Genomic DNA, 2,196 nt, shown 5'->3' with positions numbered 1-2,196 from the left:
TCTTCGGTAGCACGTTCGAGGTCGCTGTAATATCGAAACAAGTTCTTTTTGACCTTTTAGCCTTACATTCCGAAATAATTTTGTACTCTTCATTCTGTATTCCTCTTTTTATTTTTGTTATGTTGTCATTTATTCTTTACGCACAAATCAGAGTATCCGGTCAGAATACAGTCAATAAAATGCAAAATCACCATTTTTATTTTATTCTGGCGTACAAAAAAGTCAAATCACTTTGTTTGTTACACACAAACAGAAACCTGAAAGGTGTAAAAATCTCTTGCAAGTATATCGCAGTAAAATGATGGTAAATTCAATTATACCGGGAAAGAAGAACCAACCTGGTCGAAGTAGGATTTGGGCGGTAACTTCCACTTTGAGTATTTCAGCAAAAGCTGTATAATGAAATACAAAGAGGGACATACACGGGTGGGTTGACCCTCGAAAAAAATAATGAGATAAAGGAAATATGAAAATGAATCAAAAACCAATCATCGAAATAACTGTAAATGAGAATGCTGTGATACACTTTGAATTATGGCCGGAAATTGCACCGATTGCCTGCGCAAGTGTTATGCGACTCGCAGAGAAGAGAATATTTGACGGAAGAGCCATTGAACGTTTGGAACCGGGATTTGTCCTTCAGCCACTGTTTTTTGATGGTGTTGATCCACAAATCGATATCATGATCAAACCGGAATTTAAAACCAATCCTGAAAATGCCAAAATTACTTTTCATCGGGGGATTGTTGCCATGGCAGGAGATCCAGAGAATAGTTCCGGCAGCCAGTACTATATCACCCTTGCTGCCTCCGAGAGATTGAATGGTAATTTCACCGTAATCGGAAAAGTGATCGATGGCTGGGATGAGATTGAACGACTGGAACATGTAGAAGTAGAAGAAGCCATTGAACCGCAGTCAGGATTTGTCTATCACAGACCGGTAAAAACAGAGATGATCACGAAAGTCAGACTCATAAAATGAAATATTAAATCATTCAACGGAGAAAATGTGCTATACTGAAATCAGCATGTATTGAAAAATACAACAAAATCCAAGGAGGAAACCAAAATGGGGCAAAAAGGATTCGGGACTTTGGAATTGTACCCGGAAGAGTAAAAACAGGAGAAAGGAATACAATTACGGACGTGCCTGGTATACGGGTAGGGCATTGTACGGTGAAGACAGAAGAAAATCATACTGGTGTAACCGTGATCGTTCCTGGACCGGACAATGCATTTGCCAAGCACTATACGGCAGCTGCATACATTCATAATGGATTCGGAAAAAGTGCCGGTGTTGTGCAGGTTGAGGAGCTGGGGACCCTCGAGACACCGATTGCTCTTACCAATACGTTAAATGTCGGAAAGGTTTTGGATGCAATGGTTGAGATCGTGATTGAACAGTGCCGGAAGGATGGAATAGAACCTCAGAGTATCAATCCGGTCGTAGGCGAGTGCAATGACTGTCGGATCAATCATATCCAGAAACGTGCAATTGGTGAAAAAGAAGTGCGCGAGGCTTTTGCATTAGCATCGGAAGAATTCGAAGAAGGTGATGTAGGTGCCGGTGCCGGTACGACCTGCTATGGCATGAAGGGTGGAATCGGTTCTGCATCCCGCGTGATCACGATTGGAGAAAAAGAATACACCATCGGTGTTCTGGTTCAGTCAAACTTTGGTGCAACGAAAGATTTTGTACTGAATGGCGAAGCTGTTGGTCCTAAAATTCTGGAATGGAAACAGGAAAAGAGTGATATGGCTGCATCTGAAGAAGATAAAGGTTCTATTATGAGTATTCTGGCTACAGACCTTCCATTGACAAGTCGTCAGCTCAAACGGATTCTGAAAAGAACCGGTGTTGGTATCGCACGAACCGGTAGTTATACAGGTCATGGCAGTGGGGAGATTATGATTGGATTTACGACTGCAAACAGAATCCCATCCGGCTATGAGGAGAAACTTGTGCAGATATCAGCAATTCCGGAAAACATAATCGACCGTGCTTTCCTTGCTGCGGCAGAAGCAGAGCAGGAGGCAATCTTGAATTCCATGACTGCCGCAAATCAGACACGTGGAATAGCAGGCGAACTGTATTACAGCCTTGCGGAATATCTTGAGGATAGAGAAAACTAAAGACTGGACAAAAGAATAAGTGCAATTAAAAAGAAAGGGTCTGTGAAATAAGTCCCTAAAAGA

Annotated in this window: 2 protein-coding genes; both read left to right on the top strand. The window is 41.9% G+C overall.

The window, feature by feature from the left end; genetic code table 11:
* Positions 1-472 precede the first annotated feature (472 nt).
* Positions 473-982: a peptidylprolyl isomerase gene (locus PG840_RS16550; protein WP_117836398.1), complete on the top strand. Its 510-nt coding sequence runs from the start codon at positions 473-475 to the stop codon at positions 980-982.
* A gap of 68 nt (positions 983-1,050) precedes the next feature.
* Positions 1,051-2,133 carry a P1 family peptidase gene (locus PG840_RS16545; RefSeq protein WP_270205793.1) on the top strand — a complete coding sequence of 361 codons (1,083 nt, stop codon included), beginning with the start codon at positions 1,051-1,053 and terminating at the stop codon, positions 2,131-2,133.
* Positions 2,134-2,196: the final 63 nt, after the last annotated feature.

Origin of the sequence: Coprococcus sp. AM97-35, from assembly GCF_027697525.1 — a bacterium.
GTDB classification, from domain to species: domain Bacteria; phylum Bacillota; class Clostridia; order Lachnospirales; family Lachnospiraceae; genus Allocoprococcus; species Allocoprococcus comes.
Note: the sequence above shows the minus strand (reverse complement) of the source record. Positions and strands in the feature narration are given on the sequence as shown.

Excerpts from the sequence above, each read along its gene's own strand:
- PG840_RS16550 (WP_117836398.1), top strand. The coding sequence starts at position 473 with ATGAATCAAAAACCAATCATCGAAATAACTGTAAATGAGAATGCTGTG.